Raw genomic sequence first — 15,624 nt, forward strand, 5'->3', positions numbered from 1 at the left:
CAGGCTGCTTAAAATCGTGCGTTTGCCAAGCAAGGAAAGCAAACGATGAGCATCCATCAGTTGCGTAAGGATGTAGAAGAACACTTTGAGCGATTTGAGCGTGCGCCTTTCAAAGAGGCCTGGCGTCGGCGTGATGCTCGTATCTGTCTGATCTGGATGGCGGCATTGATATTGGCATTTTCAGGGGCGCTTATATTTCTACCTGCGCCTACCCTGACTGACTACATTCCCGCTTTGCTGCCCGTCCTGCTGATTTCCCTGATATGCACCGTGCATCTTGCAGAGGTATATGCACGAATCAGAGCAGAACAAATGGGGGCCGCTTCGATTACCACGCCCTCCGAACGGTTAAAGCTGAAACAGGACTGGCTATGTGCACGCTATCACTGCGAGCCGGACGATCTTGTCGATAAGGCAAGGGCGCTGAGGCAGCTGTGGGAGGAGCGTCAGGAGCTCAAGCAACTGGCCAGCCACGACACGATGGGGCCACGTATTGCTGCGTTCTTCCGGCTACCTGACCCTGGCAGATTCATCGCGGCACTCTTCACCATCGCCGCGATCTTTACAACGATGGTGACATTGGGCAGCAGCATCGATGCCATCTTCGATGCCTTGCAAGACTGGCGAACGATAGGTGCCAATATCGTAATCGTCACTTTCCTGTGCACCGAAATCATATTGCTCTGGATCATGGTCACCGGCATGGCCCGCGAGATCGGCCCTTCGGTACTTGAGCAGATCGGGTTGCTGCCTATGAGTAGCCGTCGGGTTTATCGATATCTGCTTGCCGTTCATGATGCGAGTGAGCCTGTTACGCCGGTTCGCAGGAATGTGCCCGGATTGTTGAGGTTGATTTCGGTGTGTTTTATGCCGATTGGCGAAGTGTGGGCGAAAGTGCGGGCACGTTTTTTAGCGCGCTCGGCGGTCGGGGCTTGAATGGGATGTGGAGGTAACTGCCTTGCCAATGCTCTACATTGGCCTGCAGTGCGTGACGCTCTGCGTCACACATCTACCGTCCGGCAAAACAGCCCAGAGCCTGGGGAGTCGCGGGTAATCAGAATGATTTACTGGTGAGTGTCCGCATTCTCTGCCGGATAAAACTCGCCCTGGCTCCCCATTCTTTCCAACCTATCGCGAACGAGCGCCTCGACGCTGGCTACTGCAGCCTTATCGTCAGGGTTGACCAGCTGCAGGCACAGGCGCCGGGCGTTCTGATCATGAGTGCCTTCGCTGAGCATGTCGTGAGTAGGGACTTGTTCACCACGCCATAGGCACAGCTGGGTATGGGTACCGCCGAGCCATATTTCGTTGACTGATCTGAGGTCAGTGGTCGCCAGTTGGTCCACGGTGATCGTCTTGTCCATTGCGCTGTACCTTTTCAGTGAGTCGATACGGGTCAGACGAACAGCCGCCGCGGATCGTTCCCGGCGTCGGCTATTCAACAGCGCCAACGGTGACAAGCCGGCGCCCTTGATCAATCGACAGGCAAGGCTTTATTTCTTCAGCCAACCCTCAACCACATCGGAACCATGCTCCGCCTTCCACTCCTTCAGAATCTTGTGATTCCCGCCCTTGGTCTCGATCACTTCACCGGTTTTCGGATTTTTATAAACCTTGAGTTCGCGCGGTTTGCGCTTGCCCGCAGGCTTGTCAGCGATCTGTCCACGGGACGAGGCCTGTGGGTCCAGCAGATTGATGATGTGCTTCAGGCTGAAGCCATAGTGCTCAAGCAGCTTGCGCAGCTTGGTTTCGAACTCGATTTCCTTCTTGAGACCCTGGTCGCCTTTCATCGACTCCAGTGCCTGAAGTTGCTCGGCAAGGTGTTTTTCCAGCTGGCGGTATTCTGCGAGTTTGGACATGGTATTTTCCTTATAAACAAGTGTGCGTAGTAAGTGAGAGGGATCTCATCCGTTACAAGTTCAGCCTAATTTTTCCGCAGAGGCGCGATGGCTTCCAATGCGCTGTAGTAACGCGATAAGCCGGATTATCCGGGCTTCCGGTTATTAAATGCGAATTCCCTGGTACAGAGTCAGCAGCTTTCGGCCAGAGCGATCATTGAGGTCGCTTGAGCGATTTACCTTATCTCAGGGATTGGTATTAGGAAGATAGCGTAGGTATCCAGCGATGTTCGACCCGCTTCCAGCACTTCTATCCTTCGGATGAGTTCGCCCTTCGTTGACTGGAACCTCCTCAAAATCAAATGGACTGACGCCTTCAAGGCAGGCCACATTAACACCGTATTGAGCCGGGTCGGAGCGTCGTTGGTGATGTGTATATATCCCGCATTGTGAGCAAAAATAATGCTTCGCCTGCAGGGTGTTGAACTGATAGAGCTTGAGCATCGCCTCGCCAGAAGTGATTTCTATATCCTCCAGGGCTGCTGACACCGCGATCGCACCGCGCATGCGGCAATAGGAGCAGTTGCAGCGCCGGACGGTCTTGAATCCGTCAGTAAGCCGAACTTGAAATCGTACAGCGCCGCAATGGCATGTGCCTTGTAACGTTCCGTCAGAGGTGTCCATATAAACCGGTGACTCCGTCTATTGGCTGCGCGGCAGCGAAAAGCCTGTGAAGATGTGGCCAGACGACCACATCTTCACACCGTCTTTATTTAGGACTTGGCCCAAATCGGTTAGGTCCTGGATGGCCTTCCTGAATCAGGAAGACGAGGTTGGCAATCGGTACCAGCAGCCACCAGCCGCTGCGGTCCGTGTCGTGCAACCTGCGAACACCCACCGCGACACCTGGGACCAACACGGCCAGGGAATAAAGGTTAGCGATAATGCCGCCATCACCTATCAGCCCGCCGATAAAGCCGAGGACAATCGAGATCAAGATGTTGAACAGAAAGAACATCCAGTATTCTTTTCTGCGTGCCCTGCCCGTGAATACTGCATATTTTTTCAGAACGTCTGAATACCAGCTCCACGCAGGCGGGTTATCGGTGTTCGCACCGGCTGGCGAAACAACCAGTTGCGGAGCCCCGCAGTGCGGACACGTACCAGCGTCATCACTGATTTCCTTTGCACAACCACGACAAAATGCCATCTCATTCTTCCCTAAATCAGTTAGCTATTAATCCAAAAAATATCAGCAGCGATACCGCTGACAAGACAGTGCCTGCTATCGCTATTCCGTTTCCAGGCAACTTTTTGTTGATGCTGATGACGCCCAGAACCAGTCCGGCTATCGAGCACATGCCGAGCCCCACGACGGTATCCAGATCCCATTCACCATCGTCGAACAGCGCCAGAGAGCATAGGATGCCCAGCACCAGAGAGACGATAGCCATCCACGGAGAGCCAGTTTGTTGTAGCTGTTTCGCGGGAGTTGCGGAGACCTGACTGGCGCCACATTGCGGGCAGTTGAGTGCCGTTTCATGTATTTCCTTTGCGCAGCCACGACAGAAGACCATCGCCATTTTTATTTCCTTATATCGAGTAGCTTTCAGACCACCAGCCAGCGATTTAATGCCTGCAAATTCTGGGTTAAAAGGTTTGTATTGCCAAGAATTAGTTAGTTTTATTTACAGTTTTGGCGACTGCGCAACGTTTTGAGGCGTTTTGCAGCCAGTTATTTACGTTGACTTGTTGCATCAGCCGAAACGGGAGCGCCTGTTCCAGGTTTCAGTGGGCTTTCGTGTCTGGCACGAAAGCAGGCAACTAAAGGTAGGGCGAGCTGTTCAGGCGATGTCAGCTCACGAGGTCGACGGCGGTTTGTCCAACGAGCGCCACGTCTGCCGTATCGGCAACTACCAGGTCGGCGTTGGTGAGCTCTCGCGTGTAGTCGAACCCTATTAGCGTGACCTGGAAAGCATGCCCATCGGCGCCTGGCTCGCTACTGCGCAGGTAGGTGCGCTCGGTGTTTTCATCGTAGGTCATGCTCAAGGTGCCGTCGCGGCCGTTGCCAAAACCGGTCACGCCGAGCGCAGCGACGTCGAGCTTGTCCTCGCCCCAGATGAAATCAGTGATCAGGTCGCTGCTGCCGGCATGGCTGTCGGCGCTGCTGGTAAACACGAAACGGTCGTTGCCTGTGCCGCCAGTGAGCTTGTCCGCGCCCAACCCACCGGTCAGCACGTCGTCACCGGCGTTACCCTCGAGGATGTCGTTTCCGGCGCCACCGGCCAGGGTATCGTTGCCCCAGTAACCGTAAAGGGCCTCGGACTTGTCGCCGCCGGCCAGATTCACCGGAGTGATCGGCTGCGGGGTGGTCACAACCTTCGCATCACTGGGCGGGGCAAACAGCACAGTGCTGGCGTTGAGCTCATTGACATGGTTGCCACTGAGCAGAATTTCAAAGCGATTGCCGTTGGCATCGGCTTCTAATGATTTAAGTGCGGTGGCATCACCGGCGAGGTTGAGTACCACCTTCAGCGTACCGTTGTAGCCGTTACCCAGCCCGGTGAAGCCCAACGCGGACACATCGATCATGTCATGGCCGCTGCCATTGAAGTCGGTGACCAGGTCGCGGCGGCTGTAGCTGCCACTGGCATCGTTGCGGTAGCTGTCGCTGAGTTGCGTATACACGAAGGAGTCGGCACCCGCGCCGCCGCTCAGGGTATCCCCCCCGGCACCGCCGAATAGCCGATCATTGCCCGCACCCGCTTCGACTGTGTCGCGGCCAGCGCCGGCCCTGAGCGTTTCGCTGCCGTCGGTGCCCACCAGCAGGTTGCTCTGCGAGGTACCGTTGATCAGCGGTTGCAGGTTGGCATCGGTAATAACGCCGCTGTTGGAGAGGAACTGCAAGGCAAAACGCTGGCCGTTATGGTCCCGCTCGTAGCTTTCCAAAAAGTAAATGCCGCGCAAGGGCTCGCCACGAATGTGCAGGGTATCGCCATAGCCATTGCCCAAATGGCTATAGCCCAGGGCCGAGACGTCGAGGGTATCGTGAGCGGGGTCAAAATAGCTGATGGAATCGGTGGACTCGCCTGCGCGATCGATATAGCTGTCGCTGATGCGCTCGAAGCGAAATACATCATTACCGGCGCCGCCGCTCAAGGAGTCGATTCCGGCACCAGGGACCATCACATCGTTGCCACCCCCGCCGCCTATATAGTCGTTACCGTCCCCGCCCATCAGCAGTTCATTGGCCAGCCCACCGCGTAGGGAGTCGTTGGCTGGAGTGCCTTGCACGATGAGTTCGACCGGGTTGTCGCTGACCCGGCTACCTGCGCCTTTGACCTGCAAATCCCCAAGGGCCGTAGGGTTGGTGACGTCCTTGATGTCGAAAACCTGGGTCATGCCGTGCTCCTTACCTGCGGTTTGTCCACTGAATGTGTGGTGTGACGCCAGTAATGGCGTCTCGTTGATAGCAGTGGGCCTTATCCGACGAAGGTGCAATAAGCGGCGGGTTTGAAGTAGGTCGTTACGCGGCAGCCGTTAGTGTTGAGGAAGAATACGGCTGGGATCAGGCATCACTCCAACCGTAATCGAGCTACTTGCCCATGGCAAAGGCTGCGTGAGTGGCCAAAGATTCCTGGATTCGCGCAATCAGTGCTTCTTCATCTGGATAGAAGAACCATTGTCGGGATTTTGTGTAGTGCCCTGATCTTTATTCGATGTGTCAAAACACCCTGAGAGACCTGCCGACAGGAAAGCGGCAAGGCAAATTATCTGGAGATGGCTCATGACGTGCTCCATGGTTGATGATCGAAGTGAGGAGACGAAGACTGGGACGTCGCGCCTATCACTGACTGAACAGGCACACAGTGCTTTCAAACGCTCGATTGGCCATGGCCTCAAGGGGAAGCTTGCGGTGGGTGTCTGACAGCACTTCCAACCCCCACGGGCCCTCATAACCTGCAGCTTGAACCGCGTTGATAAAAGCCGGGATGTCGAAGGTCCCATCGCCCGGCAGGACACGTTTATGAATGGTGTCCATCCACAGCGGCTCGATGGGGTACTTGTGCGCATCGTTCAGCTCGACCGACTTGATGAACCGGGCCGGGATTCGGGCGATTTCACTGAAGTCGATACCGCCACGCTGCAGGTGCCAGATATCGAGTAGCAGACCTCCATTGGGCTGATCAGCGCCTTCCACAATCGCCAAAGCAGTGTCGATGGTGCGCACGTTACTGAACGGCATGATTTCCAGGACTATATTGGAACCGACCGCGGCAGCTTCCTGGCAGAGCAAAGTGAACTCCTTGACCATGAGATCAATGTCCGTCAGGTCTTCTCCTATCCCAGGGCCGATTTTGATTGAGCGAACGCCCAAGGCTTCAGCTGCTTTGAGCAGTTCATGGCGAACTTTGTCTGACTGGCGTCGACGCTCGCCTGAGTGGTACCAGTCCACCAGGAATTCCAGTTCAATATGCTCGATACCGTTCTGCTTCAGGATGGTTTTCATCGCCGGGTAACCGATCTCATCCATCGTCGCCATCATGCCGTTGTGCACCAATCCGATACCCTTGAAGCCAGCCTGGCCCGCCGCCTCCATACGATCTCTGAAGGAAAAAGGGCTCACTTCTGTAGGGCCCATCGGGTAAACGTCACCGGCAATAGTCCAGTAGGCTGCGAGAAGTTCTACGTGTTGATGGGTCATTGCTTTTTCTGCCTCTCAATCTGTTCTGAATAACTTGGCAACCAGACTAAGGTAGAGCTTTGCTACGATAAACCCGTAATCAGTCGTCACAGAGTAGAGCTGGAGTTGACAATGCCTCAGGTTGAACAGGCTTTGAGCGGAGTTGTTATTTTCGTTACAGCGGCAAGAGCCGGAAGCTTTACTTCAGCCGCCGACCGGCTGGGCATAACCAAATCAGCAGTGGGCAAGAGCATCGCCAAGCTGGAAGAAAGGCTGGGTTGCAAACTTTTTCATCGATCCACTCGCAGCTTGGGGCTCACCGTTGACGGAGAGGCTTATTTCGCAAGCTGCTCATTAGCCGTGGATGAAGTTCTCGCTGCTGAAGCATTTCTGACGAGCAACCAGAAGACGCCTGGCGGGCGCCTGCGAATCGATCTGCCCGCCGCCTATGGACGTAGCGTCGTTCTTCCGGTGTTACTGGATATCCTTGAAGCCAATCCCGGCCTCAAGTTGACGGTGACGTTTAACGATAGCGTGATCGATCTGATCGAAGAGGGTGTCGATCTCAGTATTCGATTCGGGGCGCTCAAAGACACAAGCGGCCTGGTCGCGAGGCGCCTGGCTGTACAGAAGCAGATCATCTGCGCTGCGCCTCGTTACATTCAAAAACACGGCTACCCGGAGTCTCCCGAAGACCTTCAGCAGCACCGCTGTATCGTCAACTATCGTAGAGGCCAGCGGGTAAGCTGGACGGTCCTGGATGAAAGCGGTGAGCTCGCGCGGATCACTCCACCGGGTACCCATGAGGTCGGCGACGGGGATGCGATCATTGCCATGGCCGCGGCCGGCCAGGGGATCTGTCAGATGCCGAACTCTTTAATCCGCGATCATCTCAGGGACAGCAGGCTTGTTCCTGTCCTGGAGAAATACGCCCCGGATGACGTGGCCATCCACGCAGTCTGGCCTCAAACGCGGCACCTGCAGCCGAAGGTAAGACGTGTGGTGGACGAGCTTATTGCCCGGGCCGAGAGGGGGGATCTGAGCTGATCGAGCAGACGCGTACATCCTCGATAACCTGAGTTGCCCCGGAGTGCCACTCGGCAATCAGGCGGGTAACAAACCTGAAACCCTCTCCAATCGCCTCTTTCTCTAGCGCGAGAATTTGCGGGGGGAGATGGGTGATGTGTCGAATTTCCACTGGGCTCATGCATTGTCCTGGATTTGGTGAATGACATAAGTCACCAGACAATAGGCTTATCGTCCCAGGCCCAGAAGGTCCCGCTGTCGGCCGGTCCATGTGCGCCTACCACCTCAATGATGCGATCCGCCGAGAACGCCGGTTCGAACAGTTGGCCTTCAGGTACGTTCGCCTGGAAGGGCTGAGACAGCTCTGTGTCAGTTGTGCCTGGGTGTATTGCCAGGACAGTAGAGGCCGGGTTGAAGCGTTTCAATTCGATACTGGCCGTGTGCAGCAACTGGTTGAGCGCCGCTTTGCTGGCTCTGTAGCTGTACCAGCCACCCAATCGGTTATCGCCAATAGAGCCAACCCGCGCGGAGAGCGCCGCGAAGGTAGAAGGTTGTTTGCGCAATAACGGGAGCAGGTGTTTGAGCAGCAGGATCGGTGCGAAGGTGTTGGTCGCGAAGCTCGCTTGCAAGCTCTCAAGCGTCAGTTGCGCCAGACCCTTTTCTGCTTTTGCACCGCCCTGATGAAGAATGCCTAGCGTGCTGATGACGAGGTGCAGATGATCGCATCCTTCAAGCGTCTCGCTCGCGAGTGCTTCGAGGGATTGTTCATTGCGCGCGTCGCAGTCGACGCGTTTGATGCGTTGGCCATATTGCTCTGCAAGCGTTGCCAGTTCTGTGGAAGTGCTGGCTTTTCGCGCGACCGCCCATACCTGAGCCACATCATCGCGAGCAAGCAACGCCGCACACAGTGCCAGGCCGATACCTCGGCTGGCTCCGCATATCAGCACGTTAGCCTCGTTGTTCAGTTCGGGTATCAAACTCATAAGGCACCTTGTTGAGCATGGCTGAAGTGTTTTTGACTTCGGGGCCAGACATTACGTTCAGGCGGACGGTTGCTTACCCATAGGGAGCTCAACGAAAGGGGGCTTATGCTGGTGTGTCGGCCAAGCGCCACAGTAGGAAATTCAAGAGCTGTATTCATGCGATATATGCTCAATGCTTCATGGTAGAAAATCATGAGAAAAGGGGAGGTCGTTATCGCAGAATCCTCCCAGCACGATCGCTATCCGGCCGAGTTCTGCTACGGGATAATCCACTCATCAACCAACTCAGGTTCCACGCAGCTGGAGACGACTGGATCTGGCAGGAGATGGAAATTGCGATGAATGGACTTTCAGGGAGAACGTCATGATAGGGGGGTATTTGCTGTACGCGGTCTTGGGTATTTACGCGTTGCCCGTTGGCTTTACCATGCTCTATGCCTGGTTGATGAGCAGCAAAACCGGTGTGCGATTCGAATTAAGCTTTGCCGAGGTGTCCAAGAACTTCCGGCACGTGATCCTGTTCGGCACACTCTTCGGGGTTGTGCTTTGCCCTGTCGATTATTTTCTTCCAGCAACTCCAGCTTTCAACCTCTACGTGTGCGCGCAGTTGGTGCTGCTCGTCGTATTCACTATACGGATGAGTTGCTCGGCGGTGGTCTTGCCTTCGGGAGCACATTCGACAGGTACCAGGCTTGCCTACGGCACGATGCTCGCGACAGTCATCCTGATCTGCCAGCCCGCTCTCTACATTGCGTGGGCAATCTTGCGAGTCGGTTGAGTGCTCGTTTACACAGATTGCTGCCTGTCGCGAGGGGCCGCAAACAGCCAAGAGCGGACGCCTACGACCGATCTCCCCGTGCGCTGCTTGTGTTACCAGGCATTGAAGCTCAATGCGAATCATCAACCCGCAAAATCCTGCTGGGCATCGTGAAAGTAAACCGACCGTCAAACATTCATCTAATGTTATGCGAGGTTGGCGAAGCAGCCGGATTCACGCCGTGCTCATCATGTTCCAGGAAGGGCTTTGATGCGAAAACGTTATTTGATCGTGATTTTTGTGATATTTGCCATTGAGTGCCTGGTCGTGGTCGATAAGCTGATTTCGTCTACGTGGCCCGAACAGTTGGAGGTGGCTGTCGGGACGTTTTCCGTCAAAACAGGTGGGCGAGACGAGTACTTGTCAATCGCCAATGAGCAGGGGGCTGTTGTTCTCAGTTGCTCTCTGGGTATGAGCGGCTCGACGCGATGTTTTTCGCAAGAGCAGCTTCAAGCTTTGACCGGTAGGCGCGTAACAGCTCATTGGTATCGTCAGTCAGTTTATGGCGGGATTAGGAGGAACAAGCTGGTTGCACTTGATGACAGCGAAAAAATCATACGTGATCCAGAAAGAACCAAATCTTTGGATCGATCTAAAATAAAAAATTCGGCCATTGTTGGCGGTGTGGTTGTAGGTGTTATGTTTATCGTGTGGGGCGTATTTGTACTACGAGTGCGAAGTCGGCATGACGTCGCCCATAGCTGAGGATGTAGTGACTGACGCGACCGCTTCTGGCCAACAGCCGCCTGTCATTCGCGGGCGCAGAACTACACATCGTTCAGCGGAGCAACTATAAACCCTACCGCCTCGCCAACAACCGCGCCAACCCAGCCGTCACCACGACAGCCAGCAAAACGGCAGCCGCGATAGACAGCAGTGCGCCCCATTGCAATATGGAATACCGGAGGGTCAGGTAGAAACTCACCACTCCGACGGCGCCAATCGCATTGCCCCTGATTATCGCCGCCAGTTCATAACGCCCGCCTTGAACATGGACGAACACTGCAAGCGGCCAGGCGATCACCGGGATTGGCGCGAGCAGCCCACTGACCACCGGACCGAGCCAGGTGGCGCTTGCGGTAATCGCCAGCAGCAGAAGGGTGGCTGTCAGCATTCGCATCGGAATGACCCAGCGCGGCAGTGCCACGTATGACGCTACGTCCGGCGGTGTCTGTTTCGAGGTGGCAACGATGATCAGCGCAACCATCAGCAGCGTGAAAATGATCGACAGCGCCAGTAAGCCCGACAGGTTCATCAGAAAGGCCGTTGCGCCGTACACCGCGAGCGCCAGGACACATCCCGTCAGCGCTGAAACGCGTCGAGTGATCAGGAAATAAAACAGGTAAGTCGCCTGAATCGCCGCCAGTCCGGCCAGGGCGCCTGGCACCGCCCTCGAGGCGAATTCGGTGCCTTGCTCAAGGCTGAGAAACAGCATGACCAGCGCCGAAGTCATCGGCAGCCCGGAAAGCAGCCCCGCCACGCCGGTGCCCCAGCGCCTGGCCGCCAGTGAAATGGCCAGCATGAGCGCGGGGGTGATGAGTAACTTGAGGTAGAAGGCCGTCATGCAGAAAACTTCACATCTGAAGGTGGGCTGAATGCTAAACCTTTTGGCGGTTGGCAACGATGCATGTCAGCGCTTACTCCATCGCCCGACAGCACATCCGATAGCCAGAAACAGAAAAGCCCGGCGAACCGGGCTTTCTGAAAACGGGCAGTACTTATTTAGCGGTTTTCAGCTTGATCACGTCACCCGAAACGGTGGTGGTATAGCCGTTCAGAACCCAGGCCCAGAACCACTTTTCCTGCACTTGGGTATTGATCAGCGCATCGCCACCCTTGGCCTGGATGGCGCTTTTCTGCGCGCGAACAAAACGGTCGTTCTGACGAATCGGGATCAGACCGAACAGCATCAGGCCGGTGGCGCTTGCTTCACTGTGACCTACGACGGTGTATTGGCTGCTGTCGTATTGCGGGGTTTTCATAGGGGTGCCGGTGCAACCTGCCAGAACCAGACCACATACTGCTGCGGCGACAACTTTACTCACTGACTTCACGATAAAACTCCATGGAAAACGCCCGGATCCAAATCTCGGGCGGCGGTACTTTACTCGCTGGGCTGGTGCTTGAGGCATTTTTCTACGATTGCCTCACAGCACTCTCCCAACAGCGCGTCCGCCAACTCCGAGAGCGGCTGTTTCCGGTTGTAGCGAAGCGCTCCACATCCGAGATATTCAGCACGCCTGCAAAAGTATCAACGCAGCAGGCGGAAGGTCTCACGCACATGCTCGGTGAGCGTTGCCGGGTTTTCCATGGCCGCGAAGTGACCGCCGTGCTCGGCTTCCGCGAAGAACCGTAGATCGTCGAAACGCGCCTGTGCCCAGCGCCATGACAGGCGCAGCAGCTCGCCCGGGAACATGCTCACGCCGGCAGGGATTGGCATCGCGGGGGCAGGGCCGTGCTGTTGCATTTCGCGCATCCCTTCCCAATAGAAACGGACCGAGCTGGGCCCAGCATTGGGCAGCCAGTACAGCATGATGTCGTCGATCAGTGCATCGAGCTCGATTACCCGCTCAGGCTCACCGCCGCTGTCGGAGGCATCCTGAAACAGCGCATACACCCACGCCGCCAGGCCAACGGGCGAATCCGACAGGGCGAAGCCGACTGACTGCGGCCGGGTGCTGTGCACTTTCATGTAGCCGGAAAGCTCTCGGTCGTAGCGTTGCGCGTCGGCCAACATGCGCTGCTCTTCAGGCGTGGCCTGCGCTATTTCCGCCTCGGTGGCTTGGTACATCACCATGTTCAGGTGAATGCCGATCAGGCCAGGCGGGCGCATGTGCCCAAGAGCGGTGGTCACGGCCGCGCCCCAATCCCCACCCTGAGCGGCCCAGCGCTGGCCATAGCCCAAACGGTCCATCAACTGCGCCCAGGCCGCCGCCGTTTTGCCCACGCCCCAGCCTGTAGAGCGCGGCTTATCACTGAAACCAAAGCCCGGTAGCGCCGGGATCACCAGATGGAACGCATCGCTAGCTTGGCCACCGTGGGCGACAGGGTCGGTAAGTGGCCCGATCATCGCCCGGAACTCAAGAATCGAGCCCGGCCAACCGTGGGTCATCAGCAAGGGCAAGGCGCCAGGGTGAGGCGAGCGGATGTGCAGAAAGTGAATACCAAGGCCGTCGATCTCGACCCGGCTGCTGTTCCACTGGTTGAGTTGTGCTTCGGTGGCCCGCCAGTCATAGCCATTACGCCAGCGCTCGACCAGCGCGCGCAGACGCTCAAGCCGTGGCCCCTGGCTGTTGTCGGACACGGTTTCGGGGTCAGGCCAGCGGGTTTGCGCCAGGCGCTGAGCCAGATCGTCGAGTTGCGCCTGGGGAACTTGAAGAAGAAAGGGTTCGATAAGGTCGGTCATTGTTTACTCCCTTGCACATGGGTACGGGCCAGCGTGTCACGAACGGACGCCCATTCACGTTGGCCATAGCGGTCGTTATCCAGATTGAGCAGCTTGCCGCGCCCACTCATCATGTCGCGCAGGTATTGCATGCCCTGCCAGGCCGGGAACGGCTTGTCACTGGCAGGCGTGAGCGCGCGCACCACACCGATAAGGGTGGACAGCGTGCCGATATTGCCGGGGCGCAGCGTGCGGTAGAGATGCCCGGTCAGTTCGGTGAGGACGCTGGCGATCTGCGCAGGCGACAGGCTGTTACCGGCAATGCGCAGAAAACGCGGCGTGTGGGGATCCAGCGCGGCATCGGCGGTGAAGGCGGCTACGTCGTCCTTGGCAGTGAAGTCCAGCGGCTGTTGTGCATCACCGAAATGCAGCACCCGGCGCCCAGGCAGCACGATCGGCGCGTCGCCTTCGAGCAGCTCCAGAAAGCCACCGTTGAGGATCGAGGTCACGCTGATGTCGGCCGCATCGAGCTGGGTGACGAAGCGTCGGCGAAGGTCCAGGTTGCGGTTATCGCCAGGTCGGGTACGGGTGTAGTCGAGCGAGTAATCCGAGGGAATAAACCTGGGCACGCCAGCCGCCACCGCAGCCTCCAACAGTCTGCCCTGCTGCCCGATGATCACCTCTTCCAGGCCGTTGAGCGTAGACACCACACAACCCGAACCGGCAATGGCACGGCGCAGGCCCTGAGCGTCATCCAGTGAAACAGGCGTGATCGTCGTGCTGCTGATGCGCAGGCCATTCAGCCGGGCTGACTCAGTGCCCGGACGAACCAGCGCTATGACATGGGCACCGCGCTCTGCCGAGGCCCGCACGACGCGTTGGCCCAAATCTCCCGTAGCGCCAGCAACCGCAATTGGTAAAGCAGTCGCGTGATTCACAAAGCGCTTCCTTGGTCGTTATGAATAGGTAGAAACGGCGTTTACCTGCTTCCATTTAACTGAACGTTACCGTTTAGTTGACGAACAAACAAGCGGGCTGTAAGTTGCCGGCCATGACAGCGATCAAGACCAAATCCAAAGGCGGCAGGCCCAGGCAAGACCAGGCGGGCGAGGCCGAACGTCGATTGCTGGATGCCGCGCTGCAGCGCTTTCTGGCCTGTGGTTTCGAAGGCACCTCATGCGAAGACATCGCCCGCGCGGCCGGTGCCAGCAAAGCCACCCTTTATGCGCGTTACGCCAACAAAGAAGCGCTGTTCGAAGCCGTGGTGCGACGCCACGTAGCCACCTTGCTGGTGCCCGCCGAAACAATCCCCGCGCTCCCCCTAGCAGACCGCCTGCGGCACGTGGGCCACGGCATCCTCGAACATGCGCTGCAAGCCGATACCCTGGCAATGATGCGCCTGGTGATAGCCACCTCTAACCGCACCCCGCTGCTGGCGGCTGAAGTCAACCGAATCGGGTGGGAAGGCGGTTTCACCAGAGTACGCTCGGCGATATTGGCAGGCGCGGACCAACCCACCGACCCTGACGCACTGGCCCGTCAATTCATCGACCTGGTGTTCGCTCCCCATCAGCTTAGAGCGCTGCTGGGGGAGGATCGGGGGGTGCTGATTCAGGGTATTCCGGAGCGGGTGGAGTGGGGGGTGAAGATGGTTGGGGTGGCTGGGTTGTTGGGGTGAGGGGATTGGGGTAGACGGTGAATGCCTCGTGGGGCTTTGATGAATGAGGCCTGCTAATGGCCACTGCATGCACAACAGGTTCGAGCGATCAGCTCACATTGGCAACTGCGACACACAACCTCTAGCGCCTGGCAAAACCTATATCTGAAGGGCCACCGCAACGAGATTGGTAGGCGTGTTTCAAAAGCAAACTCTCAAATCAACCCACTGACAAAGTAGCAATGGCCAGCGAAGGACCGAAAAGCCACTTAACAATCGTGAATAGGCCCTATGATGGGCCAACCCCAGCCTAATGTTTCCTGAGAAATCGATTGTTTTTAATAGCGTCGGCCTCAAGAAGTCGTTGGGCAACTCGCTTGCAAGCCAATTTGCGCAGGATTCATGCTGCCTTTGCTCTTCGCTATATTCTGCACCCAGCAGTACAGCACTAAGCTCAACCAAGGAGCTACGTATGGTAGAATGAAAACTTAGTGCAGGCGATTTAAATTGTGCCGCGTAATAAAACCTAAGTAAGGAGTGCATATGAGAGCTTATGTAATCGCCATAATATTCGTTGGAGCATGGCATATATATCTAAGTATTATCGAGGGTAAAACTCCACTTTCGATGTTATTTATTATTTTGATAATGAGCCCGTTTCTGCCTTATGTGTGGAAGGAAATATCAAATGTTAAACTTAGTAAAGATGGTATCTCACTCGAGAAGCTGAAAGCTGATGTGGACAATACGATCAAGAAAGCAACCCACAGAAAGGCCATTGATCCAAAAGCTCTTGATGATCTATTTAAAACAGTAGAGCTAAACGAGTGGATGACCCTGGTTTTAGCTCGAATGCTAATGAGGCAAGGTTTGGTCTGTCTTGTACCAGCCCATGGACTCGGCCCTTCTCCCAGTCTGATTAAACTAATCCCTTTATGCTTGCAGGAAAATCTGATTTCATCAGAGGAAGCGGATAATTTAGACAAGTTAAGGGAGATTACTTTCTATGCAGAGTGGTGGAATGGCAGAGCACCGAGTCATGGACAGTGGCGTTGGGCTCTTGATAATTGCAAACTAATTGTGCATGCGCTATTTGAAAGGCAGCCCATCGCCTGACACTACGCTTAATGTTTTTATTGCTTTGCTAATATTAACTAGTTCCGTGCTCTTGGTTCATGGGCGGGGCCGGCAGGTTAAGCAAATCTAATGTCTCGAGTTGGCTCACTCACCTCAG

18 protein-coding genes and 1 pseudogene are annotated in these 15,624 nt (G+C 56.1%); 6 read left to right on the forward strand and 13 right to left on the reverse strand.

The annotated features are described in order from the left end of the window. Nucleotides 1-45 precede the first annotated feature (45 nt). A complete protein-coding gene (locus JOE33_RS13440; protein ID WP_187626126.1) occupies nucleotides 46-936 on the forward strand; it encodes a hypothetical protein in 891 nt (296 codons plus the stop codon). A 128-nt stretch (nucleotides 937-1,064) separates the two neighbouring features. On the opposite strand, the gene JOE33_RS13445 is transcribed toward JOE33_RS13440, so the two are convergent. From JOE33_RS13445 to JOE33_RS13475, 7 genes are all read right to left on the reverse strand, one after another. Continuing rightward, nucleotides 1,065-1,364 (reverse strand): hypothetical protein, encoded by a 300-nt coding sequence (locus JOE33_RS13445; protein ID WP_010428528.1) that lies wholly within the window; start codon nucleotides 1,362-1,364, stop codon nucleotides 1,065-1,067. 129 nt (nucleotides 1,365-1,493) lie between these two features. After that, nucleotides 1,494-1,859, reverse strand: a complete 366-nt coding sequence (locus JOE33_RS13450; RefSeq protein ID WP_010428530.1) for a histone-like nucleoid-structuring protein, MvaT/MvaU family — start codon at nucleotides 1,857-1,859, stop codon at nucleotides 1,494-1,496. Nucleotides 1,860-2,084: 225 nt separating this feature from the next. Beyond that, nucleotides 2,085-2,522 carry a GFA family protein gene (locus JOE33_RS13455; RefSeq protein ID WP_010428533.1) on the reverse strand — a complete coding sequence of 146 codons (438 nt, stop codon included), beginning with the start codon at nucleotides 2,520-2,522 and terminating at the stop codon, nucleotides 2,085-2,087. A gap of 85 nt (nucleotides 2,523-2,607) precedes the next feature. After that, the gene (locus tag JOE33_RS13460; protein WP_025990847.1) at nucleotides 2,608-3,048 is read right to left on the reverse strand and encodes a DUF805 domain-containing protein; all 441 of its coding nucleotides are present in this window, start codon (nucleotides 3,046-3,048) and stop codon (nucleotides 2,608-2,610) included. A 16-nt stretch (nucleotides 3,049-3,064) separates the two neighbouring features. After that, nucleotides 3,065-3,421, reverse strand: coding sequence for a DUF4190 domain-containing protein (locus JOE33_RS13465; RefSeq protein ID WP_003318145.1), 357 nt, complete (start codon nucleotides 3,419-3,421; stop codon nucleotides 3,065-3,067). Between the two features lie 271 nt (nucleotides 3,422-3,692). Then, nucleotides 3,693-5,240: a M10 family metallopeptidase C-terminal domain-containing protein gene (locus JOE33_RS13470; protein ID WP_187626127.1), complete on the reverse strand. Its 1,548-nt coding sequence runs from the start codon at nucleotides 5,238-5,240 to the stop codon at nucleotides 3,693-3,695. A gap of 445 nt (nucleotides 5,241-5,685) precedes the next feature. Then, on the reverse strand, nucleotides 5,686-6,543 hold the full coding sequence (locus JOE33_RS13475; RefSeq protein WP_187626128.1) for a sugar phosphate isomerase/epimerase family protein: 858 nt from the start codon (nucleotides 6,541-6,543) through the stop codon (nucleotides 5,686-5,688). Between the two features lie 111 nt (nucleotides 6,544-6,654). On the opposite strand from JOE33_RS13475, the gene JOE33_RS13480 reads away from it, so the two are divergent. After that, entirely contained in the window at nucleotides 6,655-7,569 is a 915-nt protein-coding gene (locus tag JOE33_RS13480) for a LysR family transcriptional regulator (RefSeq protein ID WP_187626129.1), read from the forward strand. A 28-nt stretch (nucleotides 7,570-7,597) separates the two neighbouring features. On the opposite strand, the pseudogene JOE33_RS25810 reads toward JOE33_RS13480, so the two are convergent. Together JOE33_RS25810 and JOE33_RS13485 are read right to left on the reverse strand one after the other, a co-directional pair. Next, nucleotides 7,598-7,729: pseudogene (locus JOE33_RS25810) on the reverse strand (GNAT family N-acetyltransferase); the annotation flags it as partial. Between the two features lie 31 nt (nucleotides 7,730-7,760). Beyond that, nucleotides 7,761-8,531, reverse strand: coding sequence for an SDR family NAD(P)-dependent oxidoreductase (locus JOE33_RS13485; RefSeq protein ID WP_187626130.1), 771 nt, complete (start codon nucleotides 8,529-8,531; stop codon nucleotides 7,761-7,763). A gap of 364 nt (nucleotides 8,532-8,895) precedes the next feature. Here JOE33_RS13485 and JOE33_RS13490 point away from each other — a divergent pair, with 364 nt between their 5' ends. Beyond that, nucleotides 8,896-9,309 (forward strand): hypothetical protein, encoded by a 414-nt coding sequence (locus JOE33_RS13490; protein WP_096243419.1) that lies wholly within the window; start codon nucleotides 8,896-8,898, stop codon nucleotides 9,307-9,309. A 249-nt stretch (nucleotides 9,310-9,558) separates the two neighbouring features. Then, a complete protein-coding gene (locus JOE33_RS13495) occupies nucleotides 9,559-10,053 on the forward strand; it encodes a hypothetical protein (protein ID WP_187626131.1) in 495 nt (164 codons plus the stop codon). Nucleotides 10,054-10,147: 94 nt separating this feature from the next. Here JOE33_RS13495 and JOE33_RS13500 read toward each other — a convergent pair whose 3' ends face one another. The 4 genes from JOE33_RS13500 to JOE33_RS13515 form a co-directional block, all read right to left on the reverse strand. After that, complete coding sequence (locus JOE33_RS13500) at nucleotides 10,148-10,912, reverse strand: hypothetical protein (protein ID WP_032613466.1); 765 nt, start codon at nucleotides 10,910-10,912, stop codon at nucleotides 10,148-10,150. A gap of 154 nt (nucleotides 10,913-11,066) precedes the next feature. Beyond that, complete coding sequence (locus JOE33_RS13505) at nucleotides 11,067-11,402, reverse strand: hypothetical protein (RefSeq protein WP_187626132.1); 336 nt, start codon at nucleotides 11,400-11,402, stop codon at nucleotides 11,067-11,069. Nucleotides 11,403-11,599: 197 nt separating this feature from the next. Next, nucleotides 11,600-12,754, reverse strand: coding sequence for an epoxide hydrolase (locus JOE33_RS13510; RefSeq protein WP_187626133.1), 1,155 nt, complete (start codon nucleotides 12,752-12,754; stop codon nucleotides 11,600-11,602). Then, nucleotides 12,751-13,620, reverse strand: a complete 870-nt coding sequence (locus JOE33_RS13515) for an NmrA family NAD(P)-binding protein (RefSeq protein ID WP_222943779.1) — start codon at nucleotides 13,618-13,620, stop codon at nucleotides 12,751-12,753. The genes JOE33_RS13510 and JOE33_RS13515 overlap by 4 nt, the downstream gene beginning before the upstream one ends. A 164-nt stretch (nucleotides 13,621-13,784) precedes the next feature. On the opposite strand from JOE33_RS13515, the gene JOE33_RS13520 reads away from it, so the two are divergent. Then, nucleotides 13,785-14,411 (forward strand): TetR/AcrR family transcriptional regulator, encoded by a 627-nt coding sequence (locus JOE33_RS13520; RefSeq protein ID WP_187626137.1) that lies wholly within the window; start codon nucleotides 13,785-13,787, stop codon nucleotides 14,409-14,411. A gap of 522 nt (nucleotides 14,412-14,933) precedes the next feature. Further along, complete coding sequence (locus JOE33_RS13525; RefSeq protein WP_187626135.1) at nucleotides 14,934-15,506, forward strand: hypothetical protein; 573 nt, start codon at nucleotides 14,934-14,936, stop codon at nucleotides 15,504-15,506. The last annotated feature ends 118 nt before the right edge of the window (nucleotides 15,507-15,624 follow it).

It is taken from the genome of Pseudomonas sp. PvP027 (genome assembly GCF_017833005.1).
Taxonomy (GTDB): Bacteria; Pseudomonadota; Gammaproteobacteria; order Pseudomonadales; family Pseudomonadaceae; genus Aquipseudomonas; species Aquipseudomonas congelans.